Here is a 24,009-nt window from a genome sequence, read left to right as displayed (position 1 = left end):
GCCCGCCAGCCGGCCGCTGTGGGAGGATCAGGGGGTGCAGCTGCCTCCTCTCCCCGACTCCCCCGCCGTGAGCTTCGTCATGCCCGTGCTCAACGAGGAGGATTTCCTCGAGTCCGCGGTGCGCACGATCCTCGCGCAGGAGTACACCGGCGAGAAGGAGATCGTGCTTGCGCTCGGCCCTTCGACCGACGCGAGCACGGCGATCGCGGAGCGGCTCGCTGCCGAGGATCCGCGCGTGCAGCTCATCGCGAACCCCGAGCGCGACATTCCCGCTGGGCTCAACCACGCGATCGCGGCCTCCCACCACCCGGTGATCGTGCGCGTCGACGCGCACTCGGAGCTCACGCCCGACTACACGAGCCGCGGGATCGCCGCGCTGCGCGAGCACGCGGCTGCCGGGGTGGCGAACGTCGGCGGCATCATGCGCGCGGCGGGCCGCGGCGACGTGCAGCGCGCCATCGCGCGCGCATACAACAGCCCATTCGGCCTCGGCGGCGGGGCCTATCACGGCGACGGCACGCCAGGCCCAGCTGAATCCGCGTACCTCGGCATCTTCCGCCGGGAGGCGGTCGACGCGGTGGGCGGCTACGACCCCGAGATCCTGCGCGGCGAGGACTGGGAGCTGAACCTCCGAATCCGCCGCGCCGGGTTCACCGTGTGGTTCGATCCAGCGCTCGCGGTGACGTACTGGCCGCGCGCCAGCTTCGGCGACCTCGCGCGCCAGTTCTTCGCGACCGGCACGTGGCGGGCCGTCCTCGTGCGCCGCTACGGCCGCGCGAATCCGTGGCGCTTCTTCGCCCCGGCCGCGCTCGTCTTCGGTCTCGCGGTGAGCCTCGTCACGCTACTCCTCCTCACGCTCGGCGCGCTGCCGTGGGCTTCGGGCTGGCCGATCCTGCTCGCACCGCTCGCGTGCTACCTGATCGGGATCGCATTCGCCGCGCTCCGCATCCCCGAGCAGCGCGGGGCGCGCGATCGGTGGCTCACGGCGCGCACGCTCGTCACCATGCACCTGAGCTGGGGTGCGGGGTTCGTCCGCGGGATCCTGTTCGGCGGCGGCCGCGTCGTCGACCGCTCGCGCATCGGCTAGCGCGCTAGACGCCCTCGGCGAGCAGCCCGGTGACGCGGTACGGGATCACCTCGCGGAGGAACAGGCTCGTTGACGTGCGCTTGATGCCCGGGCAGAGCCGGATCTCCTCGCTCACGCGGTAGAGGTCGTCCGGGCTCTTCGCGACGACGCGCAGCAGCAGGTCGGTGTTGCCCGCCGGCGCAAAGCACTCGAGCACCTCGGGAATGTTCGCGAGCGCGGCGATCGCCTCGACGATGAAGTGCTGATCCAACTCGACCTGCAGGCTCGCCCCGACCGGGCGGCCGAGCGCGGCCGGCGAGATCCTGGCGCTGTGTGCGCGGAGCGCGCCCGCTGCAGCGAGCTTCTCGAGCCGCGCCTGCACCGTGCCGCGCGCGAGTTCGAGCCGCTGCGCGATCATCGCGGTCGGCATGCGCGCGTCCCGATCGAGCTCGCGCAGGATGCGCCGATCCGTCGCGTCGAGGTCGCTCATTTTGCTCGCTTTCCGCTCGACAACACGCCGGGCAATTGATCAGATTGCTCAATCTTAGATCATTCGCTTGCGCGGAACGAGCAGTTCTTGCTCTACTCGTGCTCAGGACGCGGTCAGTGCGCCCCACGCTTCACCCCACCCGCTGGCGCCACACCCGGCGCGGGCGGCAGGACACGCCCCACAAGGGCAGCCCATTCGAGGAGCACGCCATGAGCGCGACACCCACCCACGTACGCCCCCTCCCGCACGCGGCACACCCCAGCCCGCAGCAGGTCCGCCCACGCACGCGGGCCGCACTGACCGCCCTGACCCTGTTCACGCTCCTCGTCAGCGCGAATCTCACCACGCCGCTCTTCCCGCTGCTCGAGCGCACGCTCGACTTCGGCCCACTCGGCACGACGCTCGCGTTCTCGAGCTACGTGCTCAGCCTCATCGTCGGGCTGCTCGTCTTCCGGCGCTTCGCCGACACCGTGAATCGTCGCACCGTGCTCGTTGTCGCGCTCGCCGTCACTGCGCTCGGCACGGCGGGGCTCGCGCTCGCGCCGAACCTCGGCTGGTTCGCCGTCGCCCGCGCCGCGCAGGGGGCCGCGATCGCCTGCGCGACGGGCACCGCGTCCGGCGCGCTGCGCGTACTCCTGCCCGGCCGCCCGGCCCTCGTCGGCAGGCTCACGCTGCTCGCGAGCTCCGGCGGGGTGGCCTGCGGGCCGATCATCGGCGGCGCGCTGTCCCAGGGCGATGCGCCACTCGTCACGCCGTTTCTCACGCTCGCGCTCGCGCTGGCCGCGCTGATCCCCGCGATCCTCGTCACCGCGCCGCACGAGCTCTGCCGCCCGGACACCGGGCCGGTGCCGATCGCGCTCGCCGACGCGCCGCCGCGGGTCGCGCGCTCGGAGCGCCGCGCCGGCCGCCAGTCCCCCGCGGCGCTCCGCGCGTTCCGGCTGGCCGCGGCCACCGGGTTCCTGAGCTTCACGGTGTTCGGGTTCTGCCTGTCGCTCGCGCCCTCCCACTTCGCCACGATCGTCGGCACGAGCTCCCGGCCGGCGATCGGGGTGCTCGCCGCGCTGACGCTCGGCGCGTCGGCGCTCTCGCAGCTCGTGCCGCTGCGCGGCGCGTGGCGGTTGCCCGTCGGGCTCGCGGCGCTCGCCGCTGCGCTCGGGGGTCTCGCGGCAGCTGGTCCGCTCGGCAGCCCCGCGCTGCTCGTGTGCGCCGCCGTCGGCGCAGGCGTGAGCCAGGGTGTCGCGTTCCAGGCGGCGTTCACCGGCGCGACGGCCGCCGTTGACCCGCGCCACCACGCGTCAACGGTCAGCGCGATCTACACGGTGACGTACCTGGGTAGCGCCCTCCCAGTGATCGGGCTGGGCCTCCTGGCCGAGCGGATCGGGCTCGGCTCGGCGGTGACGGTGTTCGCGCTTGCGACGGCGGCGGCGTGCGTGGCGCTCGCGTGCGCGGCGCTCCGCCCACCCCACCCCAACCCCCTGCCACCCCGCATTTAGTTGGACTCCGATCCGCTCGCGGGGCTTCGAGCTACCTCACACTCGCGCGAGTTTGCTCGGCACGGGCGGCCGACCGGCACCGACGGAACGTCCCCAAATTGCTGAGAGTTCGGACCGCTATCGGGCCCGCAAGCGGCTCATACTCGAGGCAATCTGCGGGGGCGACGGACTGGGCGTTCGAGCTCGCCAAACTGGTGAGGGTTTGAGCCGGTATCCGGAGGGCCAGGCGGCCCGTAGTCACACTAAATTGCAGGGACGGGTGGCGGGGCTGGAGGGCGGGTGGGGCGGAGGGCGGGCAGGCCGGGCCGGGGCCCGGCCCCTACTCCGCCAGGAGGTCGAGCGCCGCGCGATCCGCCTCGTCGAGCAGCGGGCCGAAACGCTCCGCGACCGCGCCGCGCGCGATCCGGCCAGCGGCCTGCGCGTCGCGGCGCTCGATCGCGTCGAACAGGCCGCGGTCGATCGCCGCCGAGGCCAGCTTCACGCGGTTGTCGTGGTGCTCCCCCTCGGCGTCGCGCGCCATCATGCCGCGCAGCACGCCGGACACCGCCTGCCCGCTCATCTCAAGAATCTGGTTGCCGCTCGCGGCCCACACGGCCTCATGGAACTCGAGGTCGGCCGAGGCGAAGTCCGCGGCGTTCGTGTCGGCGGCCTCCTGCATGCGCACCACCGCGGCCCGCATGCGCTCGAGCTGCGCCGGCGTGTGGCGCTGCGCCGCGAGCTTCGACGCCGATCCCTCGAGGATCACGCGGAACTGCACGAGCTCGGACACGCTCAGCGCGTCGGTGCCGATCATGGTGCGAAACGAGCGACCAAGGGTCTGTGAGGACGGCGCGAGCACCTGCGGCCCGCCGCGCGTGCCCGGCTTCGACTCAATCAGCCCCATCGACTGCAGCACGCGCAACGCCTCGCGCACGGTGGGGCGGCTCACACTGAACTGCACCATGAGGTCGCGCTCGCTGGCCAGCTGCGATCCGATGGGGATCTCGCCGGAGAGGATGGCCTCCTCGATCTGTTCGACGATGCGCTGGTACGTGTGCACAGGCACCGCCGGAGAAAAGCTGTGGGTCGTCAACTGCGTGTCTCTCCTGTGGCTGGGGATCGCGCTCGCGCCGCGCTGCGCTTGGTCGATGTGCGCTGTTTCGAAATTTTGCCCCAGTCTAGCCCCCGCGCAGTGGCCTTACCATGTATCCTGGTTCGAACCCCGTGGCCAGTACCCGGAAATCAAGGATGATTGTGAGTGAACACAGGTGCCACCGCACCGCCCCGGCCACGACGACGCGCACACCCCCGCACGTCACACACAAGAAACGAGCAGCGGCCACCGCGCCACAGCTCACCCCTCTTCTCGATAGGAAGCAACGATGCGACGCAGGAACTCCCTGACCCTCACCGCGACGCTGATCACCGCAGGCGCGCTCGCGCTCGCCGGGTGCTCGGCTGGCTCCGCCGGCAGCGGCGGATCCGGATCGGGCGACGCCCCGACCACCGCGACGATCGCGCTCACCGGCGCACCGGTGAACCTCGACTTCACGACCACTGCGGGATCCGCGATCCCGCAGGCGATGATGTCGAACGTGTACGAGGGGCTCGTGCAGCTCGACCAGGCCGGTGAGATCCAGCCCCTGCTCGCGACGTCGTGGGAGATCAGCGACGACCGCAAGACCTACACCTTCACGCTGGAGGAGGGCGTCACGTTCTCGAACGGCGACGCGTTCACCGCCGACGACGTGAAGTTCAGCTTCGATCGTGTGAAGACCGACTGGGTCTCGAGCCTCAAGGCGAAGATGGACGTCGTCGAGAGCGTCGAGGTCATCTCCGACACCGAGGTGGCCGTCCACCTCTCGAAGCCGTCGAACGCGTGGCTCTTCAGCCTCGCCACCCCCGTCGGCGCCATCTTCTCCTCGGACGGCGTCGCGGATCTCGCGAACGCGCCCGTCGGCACCGGCCCCTACGCCGTCGAGACGTTCACGGCGAACGACAAGATCGTGCTCGACACCCGCGACGACTACTGGGGCGACGCACCCGCGGTCGAGTCGGTCACCCTGAAGTACTTCGCGGACGCGACCGCGACCACGAACGCGCTCCGCACGGGCGACATCGACGCGATCGTCAACCTCCAGGCTCCCGAGCTGCTCGACACCTTCGAGAGCGACGACAAGTACACGGTCACCACGGGCACCTCGAGCGGCGAGATCTCGCTCTCGCTGAACAACAAGGCGGCCCCGTTCGATGATGTGCGCGTGCGCCAGGCGGTGCTCTACGCACTGGACAAGCAGGCCATCATCGACACCGCGTGGAACGGCTACGGCTCGCTCGTCGCCACCTACGCGACGCCCACCGATCCCTACTACGAGGATCTGAACGATCGCTACCCGTACGATCCCGAGAAGGCCAAGGAGCTCCTGAAGGAGGCCGGCCAGGAGAACCTCAGCATCACGTACACCGTGCCGACGCGCCCCTACGCGCAGGCCGTGTCCGAGATCGTGGTCTCCCAGCTCAAGGACGTGGGCATCACCGCGACGATCGAGAGCTCCGAGTTCCCCGCGGTGTGGCTCGACGAGGTCTTCACGAAGCACGACTACCAGATGACCACCGTGCTCGCCACGGAGGCGCGGGATCTGCTCACCGTGTTCAACGACCCGAACTACTACATCGGCTACGACAACACGAAGATCGCCCCGATCGCCGCGAAGGCCGACGAGGCTGACGAGGCCGGCTACGTCTCCGGCATGAAGCAGGTCGCCGAGCAGATCGTCGACGACGCAGCATCCGGCGTACTGTTCCTCTTCCCGAACATCACGGTCGCGAAGGCCGAGCTGCAGGGTCTGCCCGAGAACGCCATCATCGAGGCGCTCGATCTGACCGACCTCAGCTGGAAGTAACGGAGCCGAAGCTCCGCACCCCAGCGGGCGCGGGCCGCACAACGGCCCGCGCCCGCACTCACCACCCCCTTCACCCGAGGACCGCGCATGGCCATACGGATTCTGATCAACCTCGCCCGATTTGCGGTGACCTACCTCGTCGCGACGGTCGTCGTGTTCCTGTTCATGCGGCTGATCCCGGGGGATCCCGCGCAGATCGCGCTCGGCGTGAACGCCACCCCCGAGCTGCTCGAACAGACCCGCAAGGAGTTCGGCACTGACCGCCCGCTCATCGTCCAGTACTTCGACTGGGCCGGCGGCCTCCTCCGCGGCGACTTCGGGGTCTCCTACGTCACCCGCACCGACATCAGCCCGCTCGTGAACGACCGCCTCCAGGTCAGCCTGATCCTCGTCATCGCGGCGATGATCGTCGCGCTCGCGGTCGCGATCCCGCTCGGCACCTGGGCCGCGGTGAAGCACCGCAACCTGTCCGGCGTGCTCATCGGCGCGGGATCGCAGCTCGGCGTCGCGGTGCCTGGCTTCCTCGCGGCCATCCTGCTCGTGCTCGTGTTCGCGGTGGGCCTCGGCTGGCTCCCCGCGAGCGGGTGGACGCCGCCAGGCGAAGACTTCGGCGACTTCCTCCGCCGCCTCATTCTCCCCGTGCTCGCGCTCGCCTCGGTGCAGGGCGCGATCCTCACCCGCTACGTGCGCTCGGCCGTGCTCGAGATCATGAGCGAGGACTACCTCCGCACCGCGCGCGCGAAGGGCCTCAGCAAGATGGGCGCACTCGTGAAGCACGGGCTCCGCAACGCGGCGATCCCAGTCATCACCGTCACGGGCGTGCAGATCGCGGCCCTCATCATCGGCGCGGTGGTCATCGAGCGCGTGTTCGTGATCCCCGGCCTCGGATCGATGCTGCTCGACGCCGTCGGCAACCGTGATCTCCTCACCGTGCAGTCGGTCGTGATGGTGCTCGTCGCGATCACGCTCGTCCTGAACCTCGTCGTCGACGTGCTGTACACGATCGTCGACCCCCGGATGCGAAAGAGCGCATAACCATGACGACGCAGAATCTCCCCACGCCCCCGGTGCAAGCCCCGCGCACCTCGGCGATCGCCGCCCCGCGCCCGCCGAAGAAGCGCGCAGGGCTCTCCCCCACGCTCCTCGTCGGCCTCGTGCTCGTCGCCATCGTGACGGTCGCGGCGCTCGTCTCCTTCGTGTGGACCCCGTACGACCCGGTGCAGGCGATCGCCGCCGACCGGCTGCAGGGCCCGAGCGGCTCGCACTGGTTCGGCACCGACAAGTACGGGCGCGACGTGTTCTCCGCCATGCTGTACGGCGCGCGGATCACCCTCTTCGTCGGCATCATCTCCGTCGGCATCGCGCTGCTCATCGGCACCCCGCTCGGGATCCTCGCCGGCATCCGCGGCGGCTGGATCGAGGAGGTCATCATGCGCACCTCCGACATCGCGCTCGCCTTCCCCGCGCTGCTGCTCGCGATCATGTTCAGCGCCGTGTTCGGCGCGTCGACGCTCACCGCGATGATCGCGATCGGCATCGCAACGATCCCGGGCTTCGCGCGCGTCGCACGCTCCGGCACCCTGCAGGTGATGAGCACGGAGTACGTGCTCGCCGCGCGCGCGGCGAGCCAGTCGCGGTTCCGCATCGCGCTCCGCCACGTGCTGCCCAACATCATCGGGATCGTCGTCGTGCAGTGCTCGGTATCGTTCGCGCTCGCCGTGCTCGCGGAGGCTGGCCTCAGCTTCCTCGGCCTCGGCACCCCGCCGCCCACGCCATCGTGGGGGCGCATGCTGCAGGAGTCGCAGCAGTTCCTCGGCACCCACCCCCTGCTCGCCATCATCCCCGGCGTCGCGATCGCGATCGCCGTGATGGGCTTCAACCTGCTGGGCGATGGGCTCCGTGACCGATTCGATCCGAAGCTGAACGGGAGCCGCGGCTGATGACCACCTCTTCCTCCGAACCGCAGGCCGGCGCGACGCCGCTGCTCGCCGTCGACGGGCTGAACGTCCGCACCCCGCACCGCACCCTCGTGCACGACTTCTCGCTGCACATGGCGCACGGCGAGCGCATCGGCCTGATCGGCGAGTCCGGATCGGGCAAGTCGATGACCACGACCGCGCTGCTCGGCCTCCTCCCCGCTGGGGTCACGGCCGACGGCTCCGTGCGGCTCGACGTCGCCGAGCGCCCGGGCAGCGCCGAGCGCAACCTGCTCGAGGCCCCCGAGTCGGAGCTCATGCAGATCCGCGGCCGCGACATGGCCATGGTGTTCCAGGAGCCGCTCACGGCGCTCAACCCGCTCATGCGCGTCGGCGCGCAGGTCGCCGAGATCATGCTGCTCCACAAGCTCGCACCGACAAAGGCGGAGGCGAACCGCCGCGCCGTCGAGATGCTCGACGCGGTGCACCTGCCCGATCCCGCGCAGGCGGCTCGCGCGTACCCGCACCAGCTCTCGGGCGGCCAGCGGCAGCGCGTCATGCTGGCCATGGCGCTCGCCAACGATCCCGCGCTGCTCCTCTGCGACGAGCCAACGACGGCGCTCGATGTCACGGTGCAGCGCCAGGTGCTCGATCTCATCCTCGAGCTCGTCAAGAAGCGGGGCACCGGCCTCCTCTTCATCACGCACGATCTCGCCGTCGTGGCGAACATGTGCACGCGCGTGCTCGTCATGAACCAGGGCGTGGTCGTCGAGGAGGGCAGCACCGAGGACGTGTTCCTCCGGCCGCAGCACGCGTACACGCGCGGCCTGCTCGCCGCGAGCGACCTCGACGCGACCGACGCGGAGGGCCGGCTCTTCACCGTCGCGAGCGCGAAGGAGTACGTGCCGCCAACGCGCGAGGAGCTCGCCGCTGAGGCTGCGGCTGCGGCTGCGGCCGCGGGCACGCAGGATCCAGATCGGGATCCTGGCCGTGCCGGATCTGCGGCTGCGACTGCCGGCGATTCGGCGCCCGCGAGTGCCGAGCCCGTGATGCGCGTCACCGACCTCGTTCGCACCTACACGCGCGGCAAGACGAGCCTCTTCAAGCCGGCACCCGAGGTGCGCGCGCTGAAGGGCATCTCATTCGAGGTGCCGCGCGGCGGCAGGCTCGGTGTCGTCGGCGAGTCCGGCTCGGGCAAGTCCACCCTCCTGCGCATCCTCGCCGGCCTCGACCAGCCCACCTCGGGCAGCGCGGTCGTCGCGGGCAACGAGGTCGCCGGCGCGAAGGAGGCGCAGCTGCGCGAGCTCCGCCAGCAGCTGCAGATCGTGTTCCAGGATCCGATGGGCTCGCTTGATCCGCGCATGACGGTCGAGCAGATCATCTCCGAGCCGCTCCTCGTGCGCGGCAGGAACGAGACGGCGGCCGAGCGCACGCGCATGGTGGCCGAGATGCTCGAGGCGGTTGGCCTGCCGGCGTCGGCGGCCGAGCGCTACCCGCACCAGTTCTCGGGCGGGCAGCGCCAGCGCATCTCGATCGCGCGCGCGCTCATCTGCCGCCCGCAGGTCGTCGTCGCCGACGAGCCGGTGAGCGCGCTCGACGTGTCCGTGCGCGCGCAGGTGCTCAACCTGCTCGCCGACCTCGTCGACGAGTACGGGCTCACGCTCGTGTTCGTGTCGCACGACCTGAACGTGGTGCGGCACCTCTGCGACTCCGTGATCGTGATGCAGTCGGGCGAGATCGTGGAGGCCGGGCCCACCGAAACGGTGTACCGTGCCCCGCAACACCCGTACACGCAGCGCCTCATCGACTCGTCGCTGACGCTGCGCCAGGAACTGCAGCACGCGTTCTGATCCCCGAGCGGCCGCCGCGCCGGGCGGCCGCTCCCCCGTCTCCGCTCGAAAGGACACCCCAGTGACCGCCTCCGGCACCGCCCCAGTCTCCCCCCGACTCGCCGACCTCGACGCCGGCGCGCTCGCCGCGGCGTTCGCCGCGGGGACGCTCACCCCGAGCGCGGTCGCCGAGGACGTGCTGGAGCGCATCGCCGCGCGCGAACCCGAGCTGAACGCGCTCTACCTCCACGATCCCGAGCAGGTGCGCGCCGACGCCGCGGCCTCGACCGCGCGCTGGGCCGCTGGCGCGCCGCTCAGCGCGTTCGACGGCGTGCCGGCGACGGTGAAGGAGAACATCGCGCGCGCCGGGCAGCCGAAGCCGTCGGGCACCGCGATCCCGAACCCGCCGATCGCCGCAGCCAACGCGCCGACGACGGACCGGCTCGTCGAGGCCGGCGTCGTGATCGTCGGCTCGACCACGATGCCCGACTGGGGCATGCTCTCCTCCGGCGTCTCGAGCCTGCACGGGATCACCCGCAACGGGCTGGATCCGCGGCTCACCTCCGGGGGCTCCTCCGCCGGTGCCGGCACCGCGGCCGCTGCCGGGTACGGTCCGTTCCACATCGGCACCGACATCGGCGGCTCGATCCGGCTGCCCGGCACCTGGCAGGGCCTCACCGCGCTGAAGCCGAGCGAGGGGCTCATCCCGCTCGACGTGCCGTACGACGGGCGCGCGGCGGGCCCGCTCACCCGGACCGTCGCCGACAGCGTGCGGCTGATGTCGATCGTCGCGCGGCCGGACGCGCGCGACTACCTGACCAGGGCCTACCCCGAGATGGCGTGGTCGACCGAGCCGCTCGACCCCGCCGGCATGCGGGTCGCGCTGCAGCTCGATGCCGGATCGGGGCTGCCCGTCGAACCGGAGACGCGAGCCGTGATCGAGGCGGCAGCCGAGCGCTTCGCCGCGGCGGGGGCCGAGGTCGTGGAGCTCGCGCCGTTCGTCGGCCCTGAGGTGCTCGACGGGCTCGTCGACTTCTGGCGCAGCCGCTCCTACGCCGACTACGAGCTACTCTCCGAGGCGGAGCGGGCTGCGGTGCTGCCGTTCATCGCCGAGTGGTGCGCGGCGGGCGCCGACATCTCGGCGGCGCAGACGGTGCGCAACCGCAACCAGATCGACGAGATGGCGCGCCTCACCCGCGCCGCCACCGAGCCGTTCGACCTCGTACTGTCGCCCGTGTCCCCTGTTGCGGCGTTCGCGGCGGAGGATCCGATGCCGATCACCGATCCGCGTGTGACGATGGGGCACATCTCGTTCACCGTGCCCTACAACATGTCGGGGCAGCCGGCGCTGTCGATCGGCGCGGGGGTGCTGGCGGACGGCCGCACGGTCGGCCTGCAGATCGCTGGCCCCATCGGGAGCGATGACCGCCTGCTGCGCGTCGCGGCCTGGTTCGAGGCGGTGCGCGGCGCGGCCGCCGAGGTGGACTGGGCGCGGCTGGCGTAGCGCGGCGCGCCCCTGCCCCGCCGGCCCACCCCACCCCACTGCCCCGCACGACCCCACCGGCCCACCCGGCCCACCCGGATCGGGGTCACTTGGGCAGGGTGTTGCCCGGCTCGCGGACACGACACCCTGCCCAAGTGACCCCGATCGCGGCAGGGCGACGTGGGCGGGGCACCGGGCGGGGTCAGGCGCGGCCGCGCTGCAGCACGCCCGCGCGCACGAGCAGGAGGTACAGCTCACAGCCGAGGCAGAACCCGAACGCCGCGTTCAGGAACGCCGCGAGAAACGCCGCCGCGCCGCCCACCACCAAGGCAAACGGCACGCCGAGCAGGTGCAGCGCGAGCCCAGCGCCCACAACCGCGAGGCCGACGCCCTGCGCGAATCGCGGGGGCCGCGCGTCCTCCCACTCAGCCGGCGGCGCGAGGCGCGGCGCGAGCAGCACGCGGTAGAGCGTCGCGAACGGGTGACTGCGCGGCGAAACGAGCGACCACGCGAACAGGAGGGCGACCGCCGCGAGGATCCAGAACCCCGGGTCTCCGACGCGTGCCGCAAACCCGCCGGCCGCGAACGCGCTCGGCGAGGCCGACGGTCCGAGGAGCGCGACGAACACCCCGATCAGCAGCAGCGCGGCGGTGAGCGCCGCAGCAACGCGCGGCGCGCGAGGGTCGACCACGCCTCGCGGGTGGGCTGGCGACTGTGGCGTGTGCGACGCACGTGCCTCCGGTGCGGAACTCATGCGGTGACCCCCATCGCTGCGTCGATCTCGCGGGCGAGTGTGCCCCGCGAGAGTGTCCCCGAGAGCCGGGTGCGCAACTGGCCAGCCGCGTCGAGAATGAGCACCGTCGGCGTCTGCGTTAGACGGAACGCCTCGGCCAGGTCCTGCCGCTCGGTCACGTCGACGTGCAGGGCGGTGAGCTGGCGCTCGGTTGTGAGCTCCTCGATGATTCTGCGCGTGCCGGGGCAGCGCGCGCAGAATGCCGTGCTGAACTGCACAACGGTGCCCGTGCGCTGAGCGGAATCCGGGAGCCCGAGCGCCGCGAGATCGACGGCGGGATCGGTGCTGCGCGCTGCGCGCACCCGCGTCGCCGTGCGGCACGACAGCAGGCCGAGCGCCACGCCGCCGAGCAGGAGCGCGGCGATCACCGCGAGCGCGAGAGTGAGGGTCATGCGAGGAATCGTATGCGGCGTGCGCGCCTGATCACACCCCAATCGTCACATTTCGCAATACCTCCCATTACCAAACCAGCATCGACGCGCGTCCCACCGACCTCCGGGGCCGGTCAGCCGAACGCAGCGTAGCGGTCGGCGGCATCAGCCACGTCGTTGTTGTATGCGACGCTCGGGTTATAGGCGTTGACCGCGGCGATCCAGTTCTCGGCGACACGCAGATCGCCGCCGATCGTGCAGAGCATGTCGGCAGCGGACAGGGCCGCGTCGTCCACCAGGTCGATGTTCGGACTCCCGCTCCCCGCGGCGCTTCGACCGTACTCCGCCCACGTCTGCGGGATGAACTGCATCGGTCCGACCGCGCGATCCCAGCGCGTATCCCCGTCGACGCTCCCGCCGTCGGTGTCGGGGATCGCCGCGAACTCGATTCCGTCGAGCGCGACCCCGACGATGCGCGGCACGGCGCGGCCGTCGGGCAGCAGCTCCGCGGCGCCGATCGTGCCGTGGTGGGTCTCCACCTGCCCGATCGCGGCGAGGGTGTTCCAGCCAATCCCGCAGCCGGGCTGCTCGCGTCCGAGTGTCAGCGCAGCGTTCGCGTATGCGCGAAGCGCCGGCTCGGGGATCTCCGCGGCCGCTGCGGTCTCGGCGAGCCACGCGGGATCCACCGTGGGACGCGGTGCGCCGTCCGGCCCGGGCTCCGCGGCATCGGCGGCGGGCCCAGGGACGCCGGCTCCGCCGTCGGGTGCCGCGCCGGCCGTCGCGGGTGCAGCGCCGTGCGCCGCGACTTCTGCGCGATCCGCTGGCGCCGCGGCCGAGCTGAGCTGCCCCGTGACGACAGCGGCGCCGAGTCCAACGACGCCGATGCCGGCGAGCGCGATCGCGCCGAGTCCCACCGCGACGACACCGCGCCGGCCGCGCCGCGGGACGTCTGGCGCCCCTGAGTCGAGGCGCGAGGAATGGGGCACCCCAGTATCGTACGCTGCGCGCCCCTCGGTCTCCTCCAGCTCCCTGAGCAGCCAAGCCAGGGTGCCCTCGCGGTGCGCGGGATCAGCCACGCCGCCGCCGCGCGCGTCGCCCACCAGCAAGCGCCAGCCCGCCGGCCGCGAGAGCGAGAGCGGCGGAGGCGAACCAGGCAGCCCGGTCCGCGGCGCCGGTGTGCGCGAGGAGCTGCGGTCCGGCTACCGGCCGGGCGCGGTCCGCGGCCGGGGTGGATCCCGCGCCTGACGCACTGGGCCGCCCGCCGCCCGAGCTCTCGCCGGGCACGGTCCCTGGCGTCGGATCGGGGCCGCTCCCCAGATCGGGATCCGGCGTGGTTCCCGGCTCCGTCCCCGGCTCGGCCCCCGGTTCCGTGCCCGGCTCCGTCCCCGGCTCCGTGCCGGTGTCGGGCTCGTGCTCCGCGAACCGGATCACGATCGGGTGCGGGCGTTTGGAGTCGTCGGTGGCGACCGCGCTGCGCGCGAAGAACGGCGCGACGAGCGGGTTCAGCAGCGACACGAACTCGTTCGGGAAGGAGTCCTCGTAGTCGTAGAACCACGTCCCGGCGCCTGCGGCCTGCCCGGCCCAGCCGAGCGGGATCGTGGCGGACACGTGCCCGTTTGGATCCTGCTCGGACAGCTCCGCGCCGGTGAACGTCGCGATCGTGACGCGGGTCGCCGGGTAGTCCTGGCGGCTTGCCCCCGCCGCGTAGAAGCCCGAGAACTCGGCGGTGAGGTACCCGGCGCCGTCCGCGCCGATGTGCAGCCGGGGCGCGGCGAAGTCCCACTGATTGCCGCTGCCCGAGCTCAGGCGGGCGGTTCCCGTGAAGTCGATCACGCGGTTGCCAGCGGCGTCGCGGGAGCCCGTGCCGCCGCCGAACGTGAACGGCCGGAAGTAGTGCGCCTGCAGGGCCGCATCGCTCGCCCCCTGCCCCGGGTTCGGAATCTCGGGGAGCGTCACGTCGCCCGCGATCACCGTGCGTTCGAAGCCGACCCGAAAGTTGCTGAACCAGATGTTGCCGATCGTCCACTCGAGCTCAGCGCCATCGATCACGGCGGCGGTGGCTCCGGAGAGCGCGATGTCGGGCACGGTGCGGCGGGTGTCCACCACGCGGTACGTGCGCGGGGCGCTGCGCGCAGGAGCGCTGCCCGTCCCCTCCTCGGGAGTGAAGACCGCGACGACCTCGCGCGCTCCGCCCGCGGGCCAGCGGTCGGTGTCGATCCGCACCGTGACGGACTCGGCAGCGGCGTCCGCGGCAACGGGCGCCGAACCGAGGAGCACGTCTCCGTCGAAGAACGCGACGGAGCCGCGCAGCTCGACGGAGCCGCGCAGCTCGGCGGAGCCGCGTAGCTCGGCGGAGTCCGCCTCGGCGAGCCGAACGGTCGCGCTGATCGGGCCGGGCTGTCCGAGGATGTAGCGCGCGCGTTCGGAGACCTCGGGGACCGCGACAGTCACCACGGTCGGGGCGAGCGACTCCGCCGCGGAGACGGCGGAGGCGGTGGGGGCGGAGGGCACCGCGGGTGCCATCGGCGTCCCCTCCGGGGCCGCGAACGCCGGGCTCGGCGCGAGGAGCAGGCCAGCGCCGAGCGCGCAGACGAGCGCCGCGGAAGGGGCCGCCGTGAGCCGGGGGCTCACGCTGCGGGCTCCGCACCCACGGTGACCGCGAGCTGCTCGGGATCGCTCGGCGCGTCTGCGTCGGATCCGGCCTGCGGCGTGAACGAGATGAGTGCCGAGCCCGCCTGCTCGGCGACCACGCGCACGATCCTGGGGTTCGCCTCGGGGTCGTCCTCGACGACGCGGGCGACCTCCTCGGCGGCGCTCACGACCTCCCAGTCGACGCCGGGGGTGTCGATGAGCACGCGGATCTCCTCGCCCGGCTCGAGCGCGCCGTCGACCCCCGAGAGCTCGCTGACGGGGACCGTGGCGATCACCTCGGCGCTGCCCGACGCGGCGCCATGCGCCGAGCCTGGGGCGTCCGAGCCGGAGCCCGCGCAGCCGCTCGCCCCGAGGCAGATCGTGAGGATCACTGCGGCGAATGCACCGCCGCGCGCGACGCGCTGCACGCGGGCGCGGCCCACCCCGCTCGCTGCGGCGCTCACGCCGCGGCCTCGGAGTACTCGGCGAAGCGGTCTTCGAGATCCTGCCCGGCGACGCCGTTCAGCCAGTACGCGGAGGCCACTTCGCGCAGCACGACGCGCTCCTCGTCGGCCGAGAAGCCTGCGCCGTCGACGAGCGCGCGGTACCCCTCCTTGTACGCCGCGGGATCCGGGATCTCCGCGAAGGAGTAGAACGTCGAGCCGAGGTCGCCGTCCGTGTCGTAGCTGTCGCGGAACATGCGCGCGATCATCTGCCCGCCGGACAGATCGGCGAGGTAGCGCGTGTAGTGGTGCGCGACGAAGTGCGGGAGGGAGTCTCCCGCGACCTCGGCGATGCGAGCGGCGTAGCTCATGATGCCGGTGGTCGCGAAGCGGTCGTACACCTGGTTCTGCCAGTCGGCGCCGAGCCAGTGCTCAAGGTCCGCGGCGAGGGAGGGCAGGCGGTGGAGCTCGGGCAGCCAGAACGCGAAGTCGTCGCCGAGGCGTGCGCGCTGCGCGGCCGCAGCCCGCTCGAGCGCCTCGTACATGAGGTAGTGCTGGGCGGCTTGGGCGGCGATGCCGTCGCGGCTCAGCCCGCCGCGGAGGAACGCGATCGCGAAGCGCGGCTCGCTCTCGCCCTCGATGTGGCCGATGCGGGAGAGCGCGCGGAGTCGGACGGAGAGGGGCTGCCCCTCCGTCTCGGAGATCACGGCGTCGACGGGGCTGTCCACGAGTTGGGTCATGGGTGCTCTTCTCTTCGGGCCCCGAGCGGGGCGTGTGGTCCGTGCGGGGTGGGGCGCCGGTAGCGGCGCCCCACCCCTGGGGTGTTACTCGGCGTGCGCGGATCGACGGTGGCGGACGAGGAGCGTCGCCCCCGCAGCAATCAGCAGCGCGGCGCCGGCGGTCGCCGCGAAGGGCAGCGCCGCACCGGTGGTGGCGAGCCCGTTCGCGGGCTTCGCGCCGGGCTGTGCGGAGCCGCCGGCGGGCTCCGTCCCCGTTCCCGGCGTCGTGCCTGGGCCGCCCGTGCCTGGCTCGGTGCCTGGCTCCGTGCCTGGCTCGGTTCCCGGCTCGGTGCCTGGCTCCGTCGGGGTGCGCTCGGTCACCGTGAGCGCGACCGGCTCAGTGACGACGGGATCGCCCACGCCGTTCGAGACGACGACGCGCACCTCGGTGCCGCTCTGCGCGAGCGAGACCTGCGCGAGCACGAAGCTCGCGCCGGTCGCGCCCGGCACGTCGACCCAGCCGTCGGCGGCAGCGGCGGGAGCCGCGAGCAACGCAGCGCGCTGCGCGGCACCGTCCTGCGCGGCACCGTCCTGCTCCGGCACGGCCGCGACGGGCTGGCGCGTCTGCCACTGGAAGGTGGGCTCGGGCGTACCGCTCGCGGTGACGCTGAAGGTCGCGTCCGCGCCCTCGACCACGCGCTGCGCGGTCGGCGCCGCATCGACCTGCGCGGCGCGCTTCTCGCGCACCTCGACCTCGACCGGCTCGGACTCGGTTGAGCCGAGCTCGTTCGTGGCGACGGCGCGGTAGCTGCCGGAGGCGGCGGGGTGCGCTGCGGGAATGGTGAGCGTCGCACCGGTCTGGCCGGGGATCGCGGTCCACTCGCCGTCGACGAGCCGCTGCCACTGGAGCGCGGGCGCGGGATCGCCGCCGACGGCGGCGTTCAGCACGACGTCCTCGCCCTCGAGCACCCGGGATCCGGCGCCCACCTCGACGGTGGGTGCGAGGCCCGAGACGAAGCTGACGCCGATCGGGGCGCCCGCCTTCGTGCCATCGGACGAGCTGCCCGACTGCAGGAAGTACGCGCGGACGTTACTGTTCACGAAACGCAGGAACTGGTTCGTGAGCGTCGCGCCCGTGTACGCGCCGTTCCAGGTGCCCGCGGCAACCTGGCCCTCAAAGAGCGGCGCGACGGTGAACTCCGTCGCGGCCCCCGAGGTGCTCGGCTGCGCGCCGCGGAAGGTCTGCACGACCACCCGCTCCGGGCCGTATGGCTCGTCCTCGCCGTCGAAGGCGCTGCCGAACCACATGCCGTCGACGGTCGCCGTGAGGTATCCGTCGCCCGCAGCGTTCATCACGAGCTGGGGATCGCGGAAGTTCCACTGCGGCAGCGTCCCCGAGGTGAGGCGCACCGCACCGTCGAAGTCGATGACGCGGTTGCCCGCGGCATCCTCACGACCCGAACCGTTCGAGAACACGAACGCGCGGTTCGCGCGATCGGTCACGCTCGGCTGCTCGGGCAGCGGAGCGAGCTCGACATCACCTTCGAGCACCTCCTTGCCCGGGCCGGATCCGAAGCTCACGTAGTTCGCGACCGACCAGCGCAGCTCGGCGCCGGCGACCGTGCGGGCGGTCTCGCCCACCGCGATCTCGCCGACGGCGGGAGCGAGGTCGACGATGCGGAAGGTCCGCGCCGCCGAGGTCGAGGGCGTGAACGCGGCGTCGTCAGCTGGTGTGAAGCTCGCCGTGATGCTGCGCGCGCCGCCCGCGAGCGCGCGGGTGGTGAGCTCGGCCGCACCGTCGGCAACGGCCGCGGTCCCGAGGGAGGCGCCGTCGGCGAAGAACTCGACCGTGCCCGCGGCCGCGGGGGTCACCGCAGCGCGGAGCGCGACACCCTCACCCGCGAAGTGCACGGGGAGGGACCCCGTCGGCTGGGCGTCAACCGCGATCGCGGTCTCGGTCGCGGGGATCGCGGCCGAGACGTAGCTCACGCCGATCGGCGCGCCCGCCTTCGTGCTGTCGGACGAGCTGCCCGACTGCACGAAGTAGGAGCGCACGTTCGTGTTCACGAAGCGCAGGAACTGGTTCGTGAGCGTGGTGCCCGTGTATGCGCCGTTCCAGGTCCCAGCGGCGACCTGGCCCTCGAAGATCGGCGCGACCGAGAAACCGGTCACCCCGTCGCTCTCGGCGGGCTCGGCGCCGACGAACGTCTGCACGACGATGCGCTCGGGGCCGTATGGCTCGTCCTCGCCATCGAAGGCGCTGCCGAACCACATGCCGTCGACCGTCGCCGTGAGGTATCCGTTGCCCGCGGCGTTCATCACGAGCTGGGGATCGCGGAAGTTCCACTGCGGCAGCGTGCCCGAGGTGAGGCGCACCGCACCGTCGAAGTCGATGACGCGGTTGCCCGCGGCGTCCTCACGGCCCGTGCCGTTCGAGAAGACGAACGCGCGCTTGGCGCGCTCGACGGCCGTGGCCGCATCGTCGACGGGGGCGAGCTCGACGTCACCCTCGAGCACCTCCTTGCCGGGACCGGAGCCGAAGCTCACGTAGTTCGCGACCGACCAGCGCAGCTCGGCATCGGAGATCTCGCGGGCCGTGTCGCCCACCGCGATCTCGCTCACCGCTGGGGCGAGGTCCACGATCCGGAAGACGCGGGCGCCCGAGGTGGACGGTGCGAACTCGGCGGCGTCCGCTGGCGTGAAGCCCGCGGTGATGCTGCGCGCGCCACCCGCGAGGGCCTGCGTCACGAGCTCCGCGGCGCCGTCGGCGACCGTGGCGGAACCGAGCGAGGCGCCATCGGCGAAGAACTCGATCGTTCCAGCCGCCGCGGGAACGACGGTCGCGCGCAGCGCGACGTCCTCACCGGCGAAGTGGCGCGGGTAGTCGGCCGCGGGCTGCGCGTCGACGGCCGTCACGGTCGTGGTCGCCGCGGCGACGGTCACCGTGAGCGTGGCAACCGCGGAGGTCGCGGTGCCCGCGGTGTTCGTCGCGACGAGCCGGAAGCGGTCGCCGCTCTGGGCGGCCTCGGCGTCGGCGATCGTGAGGGTCGCGGAGGTCGCACCTGCGATGTCGGCGAAGTCCTCGCTGCCCGCCGCGGCGCGCTGCCACTGGAGCTCGGGCTCGGGGGTCCCCGAGACCGTGGCCGTGAAACGCGCCTCGGCGCCCTCGTCGACCGTCACGCTCTCCGGCTGCCCGGCGAACACGGGCGCGATGCCCGCGGTCTGCTCGGCGAACTGCACCGGGGTGAACACCTCGACGCCGCCCGAGCGCTGGCCGTGCGCGCCGATCGTCATGAAGCCACACTGCGTGCCCTCGGCGAGGCAGTCGATCGTGCGCCCCGCCTGCGAGGTGAACTTCGCCCCGGGGATCGCGTGCTCCGTCAGCGTCCAGTTGCCGTCGGCGTCCATGAACGGCATGCCTGGCTCGGTCGTGCTGCCCGGGTAGTTCACCATCAGCTGGTACACCCCGGCTTCGCCGGCGTAGTCGTAGTTCACGCCGCTCACGCCGCGCTTCGTCGGCGCCCAGCTGCCCGGGTCCGCCGCGTCCTTCAGCGTGATCGCGCCGAAGAGCGTGTACGCGCCGCCGAAGCTCGCGCCGGCGTCCGAGGTGGTCGCGTAGTTCGTGCCCGTGAGGGTGACCGTCTGCGAGCCATCGGCCGCGAGGCCCTCGCCCGGGGTCACCGTGAGGCTCGGCTGCGGCTGCCCGGCGGCCTGGTTGACGCCGTAGCCGGTCGTCGCGCCTGGCGTGCCGGGGGTGCCTGGGTTCTCCCCGCCGGCGTCCGCCGTGACCGTGAGCACGGCCGTGGAGGAGATCGCCTCCCCCGCGGAGTTCGTCACGACGGCACGGAAGCGCGCGCCCGAGTCCGCGACCGCGGTCTCCGCGACGACGAGGGTCGCGTCGGTCGCGTCGGCGATGTCGGCGAAGGCGTCGGATCCCGCGGCGGCGCGCTGCCACTGCACGGTCGGTGCGGGCGTGCCGCTCGCGGTGACCGTGAAGCTGGCCTCCGCGCCGGCCGTGACCGCGACGTCCGCTGGCTGCGCCGTGATGGCGGGGGCGACGGTCGCGACGGGCTCGGCGAAGCCGATCCCGACGTATGCTTCGCTGCCCGCGTGTACGCGACCGTGCGCGCCAAACGAGAAGAAGCCGCAGCCGTTGCCGGCGAGGCAGTCGACGGTGCCGCCGAAGAAGCTCGGGAACTGGCTGCCCGGCACGGAGACCGTTATCGTCCAGTTGCCCTGCGCGTCCATCTCGGAGTCGGCGACCTCGCCGTCGGCTGAGCCGTTCGCGACGACCAGGCGGGGGACGCCGTAGACGTAGTCCCCGTCGTGTCCGCTGAACCCGCCCTGGCTCCGGCGCCACTGTTCAGGCGTCTCGGGCGAGAGGTTCTCCCCCAGGCCGACGTAGATCGGCTTTGTGGGGTCGTAGTTGAAGCCGCGCACCGTCAGGGTGCTCGCACCGCTCGGGTCGAGCTCGGTGCCGGGCGTCACGGTCATGTATGCCGTGGTGTCCGAGTACGGGGTGCCGGTGACGGGCTCGCCTGGCGCTGCGAGCGCCGGCGTCACGCCGAAGCTCGACAGCACCAGTGCGGCGGTCGCGCCGAGCACGACTCCCGTGGCGCCGGCGCGCCGAGAGCCAGGGGCTCTCATCCGCGTGTCTCTCATGGTGTGGTGTTCCTCTCCGTGGGTGGTGGCGCGTGGCGCCGGATGAGGGGTCGGGGTGCGTTCCCGGCCCGGAGGCGGTCCCGGGGCTCCGGGACCGAGCTAGATGGGCGACGGTCCGTCGCCGCGGCGGGTGCGCAGGAGCAGCGCGCCGCCGAACAGGCCGACGCTCAGCAGCAGTACGCCGCCGATCAGCGCCGTCCGTGCCGTGTCGTCCGCGCCGGTCGCCGCGAGGCCACCGTTCACGCCGAGCCCGGCGGCGCGCTGCGCGTTCGCCGCGGGGGCCGGGGTGCCGGTCGCACTGGGCGTGGTCGGCGTGGCCGTTCCGGGGACGACGGGCGGGGTGGTGCCCGGTCCGCTCGTGCCCGGAGTGCCTGGGCCGGTGGGCGGGGTGCCAGCGGCGTCCTGCCCGCCGAAGAAGATCGGCACGTACGCCTCGTTCGCCGCCGCGACCTTGCCGTGGGCTCCGAACGAGAAGATGCCGCAGTACGCCGTCGCGCAGTCGATCGTCCCGCCGAAGAAGCTCGTGATGTCCTTGCCTGGGATCGTGACGGTCAGCCGCCAGGTGCCGTCGGCGCCGATCTCCGCGTCGGCGACGTCCGCGTCGGCGGAGCCGTTCGCCACAACGAGGCGCGGCACGCCGTAGTCGTAGTCGGCGTCCGGCCCGCTCTGGCCGCCCGCGCTGCGTCGCCACTCCTCGGGGGCGCCGTGGTTGGCGAGCGCCCCGACCCCGACGTAGATCGGCTTCGCCGGATCGTACCCCGTGCCCGAGATGACGATCTCGCTCGCGTCGGCGCAGGGCAGGTACCGCCCTGGCGAGACGGTCAGCACGGCGGAGGTGCCGGAGAGCGCGGTGCCCGTCACGGTGCGCTCCGCGCCGGCGGGCACCTCGGTGACGAGGCAGGGATCTCCCGTTCCCGGCCCCGTGCCGGGGTCCGTTCCCGGTTCGGTCCCGGGGTCCGTCCCGGGCTCGGTGCCGGGATCCGTCCCCGGTTCGGTGCCCGGATCGGTTCCGGGGTCGGGAGTCTGACCGGCGAAGTACACGGGGGTGAACACCTCGACGCCGCCCGAGCGCTGGCCGTGCGCGCCGATCGTCATGAAGCCGCACTGCGTGCCCTCGGCGAGGCAGTCGATCGGGTGCCCCGCCTGCGAGGTGAACCTCGCGCCCGGGATCGCGTGCTCCGGGAGCGTCCAGTTCCCCGCGGCGTCCATGTAGGGCATGCCGGGCTCGGTGGTATTGCCCGGGTAGTTCACCATCAGCTGGTAGAGCCCGGCCTCGCCGGCGTAGTCGTAGTGCGTGCCGCTCACGCCGCGCTTCGTCGGCGCCCAGCTGCCGGGATCGCCCGGATCCTTCAGCGTGATCGCGCCGAAGAGCGTGTAGGCGCCGCCCACCGTCCCGCCGGAGCCGGAGGTCGTCGCGTAGTGCTCGCCCCTGAGGCTCACGGTGCTCGGGGCGTCGGGATCGAGGTCGACCGCGGGGGTCACCGTGAGCCGGGGCTGGGGCTGCCCGGCCTTCTGGTTCACCCCGAGCCCGGAGGAGGAGCCGCTCGGCGCGACCGGCGCGGCCGAGGCGATCCCGGCGCCGCCGGCGGTCAGGATCCCCGCGAGCACGATCCCGGCGGCGACCCGGAGCGCGGTGCGGGATCCGGGCCGGGGCGGAGTGAGGAGTGGCGTCGTCATGCGGAGGCTCCGTTCTGAGCGGGTGCGGGCCGCGCGGCCACGCGGCGGGAAGTGCGGAAGATGAGTGCGCCGCCGAGCGCGCCCGCGCTGAGCAGGAGCGCGCCGCCGAAGAGGGCGAGCCGCGCGAGACCGGGTTCCCCCGCTGCGAGCAGCCCGCCGTTCACGCCGAGACCGCCGCCCGCGCTGCCGGCCGCGGGAACCGCGTTCGGGTTCGCGCTCACGGGTGCGGCAACGGGGAGCTCGGGCTTCGCGCCGCCCGTCTCCTCGGCGGTATCCGTGAAGTACACGGGGACGAAGATCTCGCCCTGCGCGTTCGTCTTCCCGTGCGCGCCGATGAGGAGCACGCCGCACTGCATCGTGTAGCAGTCGACGTCCATGCCCTGCTGGCTCTCGAAGCGCGACGCAAGGATCGGCAGCTCCATCTCGAAGGAGCCATCCGCAGCGAGGGTGGGGAACCCGGGGACGGTCGTGTTGCCCGGGTAGCTCACCATGCTCTGGTAGGTGCCCTGCGGCTCGATGTCCTGCGAGTAGGTGAAGGTGCGCCCCGACACGCCGCCGCTCCCCGGGCCCCAGTTGGCGCCCGCGGCGGGGTCGACCCAGCCGAAGAGCACGTAGAGGCCGCCGAAGTTCGTGCCGTCGGCGCCGCGGGTGGGGAACCCGGTGCCGCGGAGCGTGACCCGCTGATCCCGGTCGCCCAGCCCGTAGGCGGGGCTCACGGTGAGCTCGGCACCGAACGCGTTCCGCGCGGAGCTGGCCCCGTGCGGGGCGCCCGTGCCGCCGGCACCGGGGTCGACCGGGGTGGGCTTCGGGGAGGTGCCGGGATCGGTGCCTGGTTCGGTGCCCGGCTGGGGGGTTCCCGGCTCGGGGTCTGGGGTGCCTGGCTGCGCCACGGTGAGGGCGAGCGCGAAGGGGTCCGTGTAGGCGTTCTCGCCGCCGTAGGTCGCCTGGCCGTCCATCCGGGGCAGGTGGTTGGCGCCGATCTCCTCGGGGAAGGCGCCCTCGCCGCTCATGATCTCCGCCGCGCCGTCGACCACGCGCACGGGGTCGCTGCCCTCGAGCGGGAACGTGGCGAGCACGAGGCCGTCGGTGCGGCCCGGCGTGCCGAAGCTCTCGCGCATATCGACGGTGAGCGTCGCCACGCCCGAGGCGATGTCGAGGCGGAGCGCCTCGAAGTGCAGCCAGGCCTGGGAGAAGCCGTGCATGTGGAGCCGCCCGGAGAAGCTCAGGCTCGCCGTGTCCTTCGCCGCATCGACCCACCCGGAGGCCACGGGGAACGCGGCGGCCGGCTGCCCCTTCCGGTAGCGCGCGCCGTCGTAGGCCGCGACGTAGCCCTCGGTGTGACCGAAGTTCTCGAGGTAGTTGCGGATCGAGGTGCGCACGCCCCACTCGAGTTCGCCGCCCGTGACCGCGGTCGCTCCGGCCGGGATGCTCTGGGCCTGGGCGTCGGTCGCCGCGCGCTCCTGCGGGGCGGCCGGGGTGTCGAGCGCCGAGGCCGCGCTCGCGGGCGCGAAGATCGCCAGCGGGGCGAGGAGGGCCGCCGCGATGCCGAGCGCG

General features: G+C 72.7%; 18 protein-coding genes. 7 read left to right on the top strand and 11 right to left on the bottom strand.

The genetic code is table 11. The features are described from left to right. Nucleotides 1-34 precede the first annotated feature (34 nt). Nucleotides 35-1,087: a glycosyltransferase family 2 protein gene (locus EGM46_RS09675; RefSeq protein ID WP_125099951.1), complete on the top strand. Its 1,053-nt coding sequence runs from the start codon at nt 35-37 to the stop codon at nt 1,085-1,087. A gap of 4 nt (nt 1,088-1,091) precedes the next feature. On the opposite strand, the gene EGM46_RS09670 is transcribed toward EGM46_RS09675, so the two are convergent. Beyond that, nucleotides 1,092-1,556, bottom strand: a complete 465-nt coding sequence (locus tag EGM46_RS09670; RefSeq protein WP_125099950.1) for an Lrp/AsnC family transcriptional regulator — start codon at nt 1,554-1,556, stop codon at nt 1,092-1,094. Nucleotides 1,557-1,765: 209 nt separating this feature from the next. Between EGM46_RS09670 and EGM46_RS09665 the strand changes: the two genes are divergently transcribed. Next, on the top strand, nt 1,766-3,049 hold the full coding sequence (locus tag EGM46_RS09665; protein ID WP_125099949.1) for an MFS transporter: 1,284 nt from the start codon (nt 1,766-1,768) through the stop codon (nt 3,047-3,049). Nucleotides 3,050-3,368: 319 nt separating this feature from the next. Here the strand turns inward: EGM46_RS09665 and EGM46_RS09660 are convergent, their stop codons facing one another. After that, a complete protein-coding gene (locus tag EGM46_RS09660; protein WP_241156275.1) occupies nt 3,369-4,094 on the bottom strand; it encodes a FadR/GntR family transcriptional regulator in 726 nt (241 codons plus the stop codon). A 316-nt stretch (nt 4,095-4,410) separates the two neighbouring features. On the opposite strand from EGM46_RS09660, the gene EGM46_RS09655 reads away from it, so the two are divergent. From EGM46_RS09655 to EGM46_RS09635, 5 genes are all read left to right on the top strand, one after another. Next, entirely contained in the window at nt 4,411-5,931 is a 1,521-nt protein-coding gene (locus EGM46_RS09655) for an ABC transporter substrate-binding protein (protein WP_125099947.1), read from the top strand. 87 nt (nt 5,932-6,018) lie between these two features. Continuing rightward, entirely contained in the window at nt 6,019-6,966 is a 948-nt protein-coding gene (locus EGM46_RS09650) for an ABC transporter permease (RefSeq protein ID WP_125099946.1), read from the top strand. A gap of 2 nt (nt 6,967-6,968) precedes the next feature. Then, the gene (locus EGM46_RS09645; RefSeq protein WP_125099945.1) at nt 6,969-7,871 is read left to right on the top strand and encodes an ABC transporter permease; all 903 of its coding nucleotides are present in this window, start codon (nt 6,969-6,971) and stop codon (nt 7,869-7,871) included. After that, nucleotides 7,871-9,697 carry an ABC transporter ATP-binding protein gene (locus tag EGM46_RS09640; protein ID WP_125099944.1) on the top strand — a complete coding sequence of 609 codons (1,827 nt, stop codon included), beginning with the start codon at nt 7,871-7,873 and terminating at the stop codon, nt 9,695-9,697. The genes EGM46_RS09645 and EGM46_RS09640 overlap by 1 nt, the downstream gene beginning before the upstream one ends. 61 nt (nt 9,698-9,758) lie before the next feature. Next, nucleotides 9,759-11,180 carry an amidase gene (locus EGM46_RS09635; RefSeq protein WP_125099943.1) on the top strand — a complete coding sequence of 474 codons (1,422 nt, stop codon included), beginning with the start codon at nt 9,759-9,761 and terminating at the stop codon, nt 11,178-11,180. 181 nt (nt 11,181-11,361) lie between these two features. Here the strand turns inward: EGM46_RS09635 and EGM46_RS09630 are convergent, their stop codons facing one another. The 9 genes from EGM46_RS09630 to EGM46_RS09590 form a co-directional block, all read right to left on the bottom strand. Beyond that, a complete protein-coding gene (locus EGM46_RS09630) occupies nt 11,362-11,913 on the bottom strand; it encodes a DUF4395 domain-containing protein (protein ID WP_125099942.1) in 552 nt (183 codons plus the stop codon). Beyond that, complete coding sequence (locus EGM46_RS09625) at nt 11,910-12,344, bottom strand: thioredoxin family protein (protein ID WP_125099941.1); 435 nt, start codon at nt 12,342-12,344, stop codon at nt 11,910-11,912. The genes EGM46_RS09630 and EGM46_RS09625 overlap by 4 nt, the downstream gene beginning before the upstream one ends. Before the next feature lie 113 nt (nt 12,345-12,457). Further along, nucleotides 12,458-13,399 carry a hypothetical protein gene (locus tag EGM46_RS09620; protein WP_125099940.1) on the bottom strand — a complete coding sequence of 314 codons (942 nt, stop codon included), beginning with the start codon at nt 13,397-13,399 and terminating at the stop codon, nt 12,458-12,460. After that, nucleotides 13,392-14,954, bottom strand: coding sequence for a hypothetical protein (locus EGM46_RS09615; RefSeq protein ID WP_125099939.1), 1,563 nt, complete (start codon nt 14,952-14,954; stop codon nt 13,392-13,394). Before EGM46_RS09615 ends, EGM46_RS09620 begins: the two co-directional genes overlap by 8 nt. After that, nucleotides 14,951-15,418 (bottom strand): hypothetical protein, encoded by a 468-nt coding sequence (locus tag EGM46_RS09610; protein WP_125099938.1) that lies wholly within the window; start codon nt 15,416-15,418, stop codon nt 14,951-14,953. The genes EGM46_RS09615 and EGM46_RS09610 overlap by 4 nt, the downstream gene beginning before the upstream one ends. Further along, complete coding sequence (locus EGM46_RS09605) at nt 15,415-16,137, bottom strand: heme oxygenase (biliverdin-producing) (RefSeq protein ID WP_125099937.1); 723 nt, start codon at nt 16,135-16,137, stop codon at nt 15,415-15,417. The genes EGM46_RS09610 and EGM46_RS09605 overlap by 4 nt, the downstream gene beginning before the upstream one ends. Before the next feature lie 84 nt (nt 16,138-16,221). Then, nucleotides 16,222-20,763, bottom strand: a complete 4,542-nt coding sequence (locus EGM46_RS09600; protein WP_241156274.1) for an Ig-like domain repeat protein — start codon at nt 20,761-20,763, stop codon at nt 16,222-16,224. Nucleotides 20,764-20,877: 114 nt separating this feature from the next. Then, the gene (locus EGM46_RS09595) at nt 20,878-22,455 is read right to left on the bottom strand and encodes a hypothetical protein (RefSeq protein WP_125099935.1); all 1,578 of its coding nucleotides are present in this window, start codon (nt 22,453-22,455) and stop codon (nt 20,878-20,880) included. Beyond that, nucleotides 22,452-24,009 (bottom strand): HtaA domain-containing protein (locus EGM46_RS09590; RefSeq protein ID WP_206427547.1); only part of this gene is annotated, 1,558 nt, incomplete at its 5' end. The genes EGM46_RS09595 and EGM46_RS09590, both read right to left, overlap by 4 nt.

This window comes from Leucobacter chromiireducens, assembly GCF_003917135.1.
Classification (GTDB): Bacteria; Actinomycetota; Actinomycetes; order Actinomycetales; family Microbacteriaceae; genus Leucobacter; species Leucobacter chromiireducens_A.
The sequence above is the reverse complement of the archived record's forward strand: the minus strand, read 5'-3'. Positions and strand labels throughout refer to the sequence as shown.